This is a genomic window from Streptomyces sp. F001, from assembly GCF_004187715.1.
Classification (GTDB): domain Bacteria; phylum Actinomycetota; class Actinomycetes; order Streptomycetales; family Streptomycetaceae; genus Streptomyces; species Streptomyces flavusporus.
The window spans coordinates 1-6,887 of the sequence record NZ_QZWF01000084.1 but is presented as its reverse complement, the minus strand read 5'-3'; the positions used below and the strand labels follow the sequence as shown (position 1 = coordinate 6,887).

The 6,887-nt window shown below is 69.9% G+C and carries 4 protein-coding genes and 2 pseudogenes; 2 read left to right on the top strand and 4 right to left on the bottom strand.

Going from position 1 to position 6,887, the window contains the following annotated elements; translation table 11 throughout:
* Nucleotides 1-113: 113 nt before the first annotated feature.
* Nucleotides 114-722 (top strand): annotated as a pseudogene (locus StrepF001_RS43775) (IS256 family transposase); the annotation flags it as partial.
* Here the strand turns inward: StrepF001_RS43775 and StrepF001_RS43770 are convergent.
* The 4 genes and pseudogenes from StrepF001_RS43770 to StrepF001_RS43755 all read right to left on the bottom strand — a co-directional run bounded on the left by StrepF001_RS43770 (nucleotide 679) and on the right by StrepF001_RS43755 (nucleotide 5,348).
* Nucleotides 679-1,907 (bottom strand): annotated as a pseudogene (locus StrepF001_RS43770) (IS110 family transposase). The pseudogenes StrepF001_RS43775 and StrepF001_RS43770 sit on opposite strands and share 44 nt — an antisense overlap.
* 869 nt (nucleotides 1,908-2,776) lie before the next feature.
* A complete protein-coding gene (locus tag StrepF001_RS46100) occupies nucleotides 2,777-2,923 on the bottom strand; it encodes a hypothetical protein (RefSeq protein ID WP_165396576.1) in 147 nt (48 codons plus the stop codon).
* Nucleotides 2,920-4,401, bottom strand: a complete 1,482-nt coding sequence (locus StrepF001_RS43760; RefSeq protein WP_129803640.1) for an NAD(P)/FAD-dependent oxidoreductase — start codon at nucleotides 4,399-4,401, stop codon at nucleotides 2,920-2,922. Before StrepF001_RS43760 ends, StrepF001_RS46100 begins: the two co-directional genes overlap by 4 nt.
* Nucleotides 4,398-5,348, bottom strand: coding sequence for a patatin-like phospholipase family protein (locus StrepF001_RS43755; protein ID WP_129803639.1), 951 nt, complete (start codon nucleotides 5,346-5,348; stop codon nucleotides 4,398-4,400). Before StrepF001_RS43755 ends, StrepF001_RS43760 begins: the two co-directional genes overlap by 4 nt.
* Before the next feature lie 58 nt (nucleotides 5,349-5,406).
* Between StrepF001_RS43755 and StrepF001_RS43750 the strand changes: the two genes are divergently transcribed.
* Complete coding sequence (locus StrepF001_RS43750) at nucleotides 5,407-6,000, top strand: TetR/AcrR family transcriptional regulator (RefSeq protein WP_129803638.1); 594 nt, start codon at nucleotides 5,407-5,409, stop codon at nucleotides 5,998-6,000.
* Nucleotides 6,001-6,887 lie beyond the last annotated feature (887 nt).

Here is a 6,887-nt window from a genome sequence, read left to right as displayed (position 1 = left end):
GCCTGCCACTGCTGGGTGAGCCGGGTGATGGTGGCGGGAGAGAGCCCGGCCGCCGAGCCGAGGAACTGCTCCAGTGCCGGAACGAAGTCCCCCGACGACAGGCCGACCACGCCGCGTTCATGGACCGCGACCTCGCGGAGGTCGACTACGTGTACGTGTGGGCCGACGGCATCCACCTCAACGTCCGCCTGGAGGAGGCCAAAGCCTGCGTGCTCGTCCTGGTCGGCGTGCGGGCCGACGGCTCCAAGGAACTGATCGCGCTCAAGGACGGCTACCGCGAATCCGCCGAGTCCTGGGCCGACTTGATGCGCGACTGCGCCCGCCGGGGCATGCGCGCCCCCGTACTCGCGGTCGGCGACGGCGCCCTGGGCTTGTGGAAGGCTTTGGCCGAGGTGTTCCCCGCCACCCGCGAGCAGAGGCGCTGGGTTCACAAAACCGCCAACGTCCTCGACGCCCTGCCGAAGTCCGCGCAGCCCGGCGCGAAGAAGGCCATCCAGGACATCTACAACGCCGAGGACCGCGACCACGCCGAGGCGGCGGTCAAGACATTCGCCAAGCTCTACGAGGCGAAGTTCCCCAAGGCCGTCAAGAAGATCACCAACGACCAGGAGCAGCTGCTGGCGTTCTTCGACTTCCCGGCCGAGCACTGGATCCACCTGCGGACCACGGATGTAATCGTCAAGCAGTGCAGGTCACAGACTCGGATTCGGTGCCGGGTATCGCTGGCAGGCGAGGTGTGCCGGCCGGGCGCTTGGTCTGCCACTGGGCGGCCAGCACCGCGTAAGCGCGCTCAGCCTGCTCTGCGATCTGGCGTTCTTGTCGTCGTAGCTCTTTATCGTTGTAGTCGTAGCCCGGACCGCGCCGGGCGATGCGGCGCTCGGCACCGGCGGTCAGCTCGAGCTTGCGCAGTTTGAAAGCGACCAGGCCCGGGCGGGCGAAGGCGTAGTCCTGTTCCTCGACGACCAGATGCCAGGCGATGACCGCGATCTTCCGGGCGACCGCGACGATCGCGATCTGCATCCCGCGCCTGGCCTTGATCCTCTGATGCAGGGCTCGCAGGGGTCCAGGGGAGCGCAGCGCGGCGAACGCGGCCTGCACCAGCATCCCGCGCGCCTTGCCGCACCCGGCCTTGGTGATCCTGCCATGGTGGGCGGCCGTCCCGCCGGACTGGCGCACCGTCGGGTTCAGGCCCAGGTAGGAGACGAGCTTGTCCGCGCTGGAGAAGCGGTGGAAGTCGCCGACGGCGGCCAGCACCGTGACCGCGGTCATCGCGTCCACGCCCGGAATGGTCATCAACCGCCTCACGACCGGGTCGTCGAGCGCCTCGGTGGCCAACCGCCGTTCCACCGAGGCGAGCTCCGCCCCGTAGAAGTCGAGTTGGCGCAGCAGCGCGGTGACCGTCTCGCGCTCGTCTGCCGGCAGCGCCTGGTGTGCGAGCCAGCCTCGCCCACGGGTGCCGAACAAGTCGCTGACCGGCGGGCGTGGCAGCATATTGCGGTGCAGCACCGCCTGGACCTGGTTCTTGACCCGAATACGGCCGCGCACCAGCTGCGCCCGGTGCGCCGCAGCATCCTGGTGCGCTCGTCCGGCAGCCACGTGCCCGGCAGGAAGTCGGCGGCCAGCAGTTGCGCGAGAATGCGCGCGTCGACCCGGTCGGTCTTCACCTTCGCCTCGGCGATCGCCCGGGTCTTGACCGGGTTGGAGATCACCACCTTCGCGACATGCGGCTCGAGGAGCACGGCCACTGCGCTCGCGTTTCCGGTTGCCTCCAGCGCCACCTGGTCGTCCGGACGCAGCCGTGTAGCGAACCCGCGCAGTGCCTCCGGCCGGCACCCCACCCGGCCCCAGTCGGTGACGCATCCGTCCTCGACCACCGCGACCTGCGCGAAGTCCCGGTGAATGTCCAACCCGATGAACCGTCCCATCGTCCATCTCCATGCGTAGACATGAACCCGGTATGGGGATCAGCTGGGCGAAACGACACCTACGGAATCGCGTTCACGACGCAGCCAGGCAAGTCGCAGGGGCGGCCATCTACTAAGGCGGGCTCGCAGCCCATCGTTCAAGATCGGCCTGCCCATGCTGATTCCCCGGGCACCCCTCGTCCTGACGGTCGCACCGTACAACCAGGCCCAAGCCCGGTCACCAGGACACGGACAGCGGCGCCCACAGATTTCATATCTGGTACGAATCCGATCGAGTCGACATTCTCCACCGTCACCCCACCTCGTCGCCCTCGTCCGTGCCGGAGCCCGCTCCGAACGCGGTCAGCTCGTCGAGCGCCCCGAGCTCAGCGCAGCCTGAGCCACCTCAACTGATCCACAACTCTTGGCAATGACTCAGCCCGCCGCGCGCGATGCCGTTGTTCGGCGCGCCAACGACCCAGACAACCAAGTCCGCGTGGCGGCCGCGGCCTCACTGCTGAGTGGGTGGCCGGAAGACGAGGAGGCACGACGTGCCCTCAATCGCCTGGCCCGCGATCGGAGTAAATTCGTTCGAGAACTGGTGCGGGTCGAACTTCGCTGGCGTCCAGACGACGAGCCAGCAAAACCAGGCACAGGACGCTGATCCTCGTGCATACCTCGGGCTGGCCTGGGCGCTGAACGTTTGACAGGTGTTGGGCGGACTGGCCTGTCCGACGCCTCCCAGCAGCCCATGGGGCCTCAGCGCGAAGCCCGCCGGCTACTGAGGTTTTCGGCCTAGGGTGACGGTCAGGGCCTCGGCGTAGTCGCGTGACGTCTGTTTCGTGATCATTCGATCTTCCAGTGGCTCCGGATCAGCCGGGCCAGGTCGCCGTCGAGGTCGCCGAGCGTGAGGTGGGCATTCTGGGGGCGTACGCCTTCGCGGTGGCGAATCCGATGCCGCGTGCGGCGCCGGTGACGGCGATGTCGGCGCCGCGCATGTCGATGGCGGGGAATCTCATGCGCTGAGCTCCTGCCGGTCGGTGGGGTGGATGACGGTGAAGTCGCGGGCGTCGAAGCGTGCCACCTGTGTGCGGAGCCGGCCGGTGGACCAGGGCCAGCTGAAGCTGTTGCGGCCGTTGGCGTCGAGGTAGTAGCTCCGGCATCCGCCGGTGTTGTAGACGGTGCCCGCGAGGGCGGCCTGCAGTTCGGTGTTGTAGGCGGTCTGCACGTCGCGGCGTACCTCGACCGACGCCCACCCCTCGGCGCGTGCTGAGCGGATCGCGCCGAAGGCGAGATCGAGTTGGGCTTCGAGGATGGTGAACGCGGAGCTGTGTCCGGTGCCCAGGCCGGGACCGAGAAGCAGAAACGCGTTGGGGAACCCGGCGGTGACGGTGCCGCGGTACGCCTCAGGGGAGCCCTGCCAGTGGTCGGCGAGGGAACGTCCGGCGCCGTCGTGGATGAGGTTCGACAGGGGCATGTCGAGGATGTGAAAGCCCGTGCCGAGGATGATCGCGTCCACTTCGGCGCTGCTGCCGTCGGCGCCGAGCACGGTGGTGCCGTCGACCATGCGGACGGCGCAGGCGTACACGTCCACATTCGGGCGGAGCAGGGCCGGGTAGTAGTGGTTGGAGAACAGGATGCGCTTGCAGCCGATGGTGTAGTCGGGGGTCAGCTTGCGGCGCAGTTCACGGTCGCGGACGGTGGCGCGCAGGTGTGCGCGTGCCACGGCCTGTACGCCGCGCAGCAGCGAGGGCCTGCGAAATCCGCGGCCCAGCATCTCCATGGCCTGGTACTCCACCGCGGCCACCGCGGCCCGGGCGCCGGGCACGTGCCGCATCACCCACCGCTCGGCCTTCGGTATGCGATGGTCCGGCTTGGGCAGCACCCACTGGGCAGTGCGCTGGAACAGGTGGAGCCGGTCGACCTGGGGGGCGATGGCCGGGACGAACTGCACGGCCGATGCCCCGCTGCCGAGCACCGCGACCCGCTTGCCGTGCAGGTCGTAGGCGTGGTTCCAGCGCGCGGAGTGGAACACCTCGCCGGGAAACTCCGCAAGGCCCGGGATCTCGGGGATGAGGGGCTCGTTCCACGGCCCGGCACCGGCGATCAGGAACCGGGCGGTGAACTCGCCGGCATTGGTGCTGATCCGCCACCGTGCCGCGTCGGGCTGCCAGTGCGCCTCGGTCATGCGCACGCCGAACCGGGTGTGCTCGCGCAGCCGGTGCCGGTCGGCGACCCCTTTCACGTAGGTGAGGATCTCCGGCTGATGCGCGTACACCCTCATCCAGTCCGGGTTCGGCGCGAACGAGTAGCTGTAGAGCCGGGACGGCACATCGCACTGGCAGCCCGGATAGGTGTTGGCCCGCCACGTGCCGCCGAAGTCGTCGGCGGCCTCGATGATCAGGAAGTCCCGGAGCCCGGCCTCGCGCAACCGGACCCCCGCGCCGACCCCGGAGATGCCGGCGCCGATGACGATGACCTCGAAATGGGCGCTCATGCCGTGGTGCTCCTGTCGATGGCTCGCTTGACACGGTCGGGCGCGGTACGCAGGGAGACGTCGAGGGTGGCCGGGCGGCGGGCGACGTCCATGAAGTTGAAGCCCATGACGGCCAGTTCCTCGGCGCCGGGCTCGATCCGGACGACGCGGGTCCCCGCTGCCCGAAGCAGGTGTTCCTCCGCGTCGAGGGTCCGGGTCATCCAGCGCCTGGCGACGCGTTCGAGGCGGCTCAGCCCGGTGGCGGGCGCGCCCCCGGACGTCGCCATCGGGGCGACGATCACCACCTCGTCCAGGCCGAGCGGGGCAACGAGGTCGGCCGACGTCGGCGACACCACCCCGCCGTCGAGGTAGGCGCGCCCGTCGATCCGTACGGGAGGGAACCAGCCCGGGATCGCCCACGACGCGGCCATCGCGCTGCCGATGTCGGCGACCGGGGCGTCGGGCGAACCGAACGCGACCCGTCTGCCGGAGCGCGTCTCGGTCGCCACCAGCCACGTACGTGACGAGGCGAGCCACGTGTGGCCGTCCGCCAGCGCGGCGCCGAAGCCCCGCAGCCACCCCGCATCCCCCCGGCCGCGCGGCAGGAGGCCGAGCAGCCCCGAGCCGAGCGGGACACGGCCCCGGGCTGCCGCCGCCGTCAGCCCGGCGCCCGGCAGTCCCGGCCACGGAACCGGTGGCAGGGCGCCCGGGTGCGCGCCGACGTGCCGCAGGAGCAGCGGGTCCGCGTCGGACCGGCCCTGCAGTGCTGCGAGCAGGTCGGAGACCGACCGGCCGGACCCGAGCGGGGACACGACCTCCGCCCCCGCCGACGTCCCCACCAGCACCTCTGCCGTGCGGGCATCCCAGTCGAGCTGCTCCTCGACCGCGGCCAGCACCGCAACCGCCCATGCGAAGCCGAGGGTGCCGCCGCACCCGACGACCAGCCCGCGTCGTTGACGCCCCGTCATAGATTCTCCTGGTATTTGAATTCCAAGGGAATCTGAAAGCTAGCGGTATCCTCCGGGGGTGGCAAGACTGACCCGGGCCGAGAGCCAGGCCCGCACCCGCGAACACGTCCTCGACACCGCGTACGCGCTCTTCCTGGGCGACGGCTTCACGGCGACGTCAATGGAGCGTGTCGCCGAGACGGCGGGCTACTCGAAGGGGGCGGTGTACTCCAACTTCGCCACCAAGAACGAGCTGTGCCTGGCCGTGCTCGACCGCATCGCCGCGGAACAGGTGACACAGCTGGCCGCCGCGATGGGCGACGCGCCCCGCTTCGAGGACCGGATCGCGGGATTCGCCCGCTGGGCCGACGAGACCATCGGCGACAGCTCGTGGACCTCGCTGGAAGTCGAGTTCGCCACCGCCAACCGCCGCGACAAGCAGGTGTGCGAGCAGCTCGCCCAGCGTCGGCGCACCGTCACCGACGCGCTCGCGGACCTGATCCGGGCGCAGGCGGACGAACTCGGCATCACACTTGCCCTGCCCGCCGACACCGCCGCCCTGACCCTGCTCAGCCTCGGCATCGGGCTCGGCGTCCAGCGCGCCTTCGACCCGACCGTCCCGGTGCAGCCCATCGTCGACCTGCTGCGCAGCGTCATGAGCGGGCGCCCCTGAGGGTGCCCATGCTGCTGCGCTGACGGTGCGGGCATCCGGCAGGAAGGGGCGGCTCGGAGGCGAGCGGGGCGATCGGCGCGAAAGCCGTGTTGCCGAGGGAGCGCTGGGGCGTTGCACCGTTCACGGAGCCGTCGCCGACCCGGAACCCTGCGGACGGCCTTTGGCGCACCGCACAGTGGGGCTCGCTGTACAGCCAGTGGGCCGAGCCTTCGCGCCACCGGCACTCTCCGACGGGCTCATCGCCCCGGGCTCCAGCAGCCCACGAAAACGCCGCAGTTCCAGCCGGCGACGCGGGTCCAAGACCTCCGTCGACCGCCCTCCGCCGTCTCTCCTCGATCCAGCAGCAGCATGCCGAGCAGCAGAGCTCAGTGCAGCAAGAATTGTCCCTTTTCATCCACGCAGATGGGGACGTTCGCGTGTACGCCGACACGTCGGCGAGGCAACGGCGATGGGCCGGTCCTCTCCGCGCGAGCGGAGGTGAGCCGTAGCCCCCGCAGGATCCTCCGCATGGGGGTGCGTCCACGCCGCATGAGGAGACGCCGAGTGGTACGAGATCACTGCAGCGCTCCTGTCCTGTTGTGCCAGAAGCGGTGACGGCTGATGAACTCTCCTCCTGCTCAAGGTCACATGAGCCTCAAATGTCACGACCCAGCGGATTGCCGGTGCCTGTGTAAGGGCTGAGCGCTACGGTCGGTGTACCGAGCGAGCGTGTACGGGGGGGCAGGCATGTTGGCTGAGGCGTTGGTGGCGTTGGCGGTGTCCGGAGGCACGGCGGTGGTGCAGGCCGCAGGCACGGACGGATGGCGCAGTTTCCGGCAGGCGGTGGCCCGCTGGTTCAGCCGCGGCGACGGTGAGCGCGAGCGGGCGGAGCTAGATCCGTACTTCGC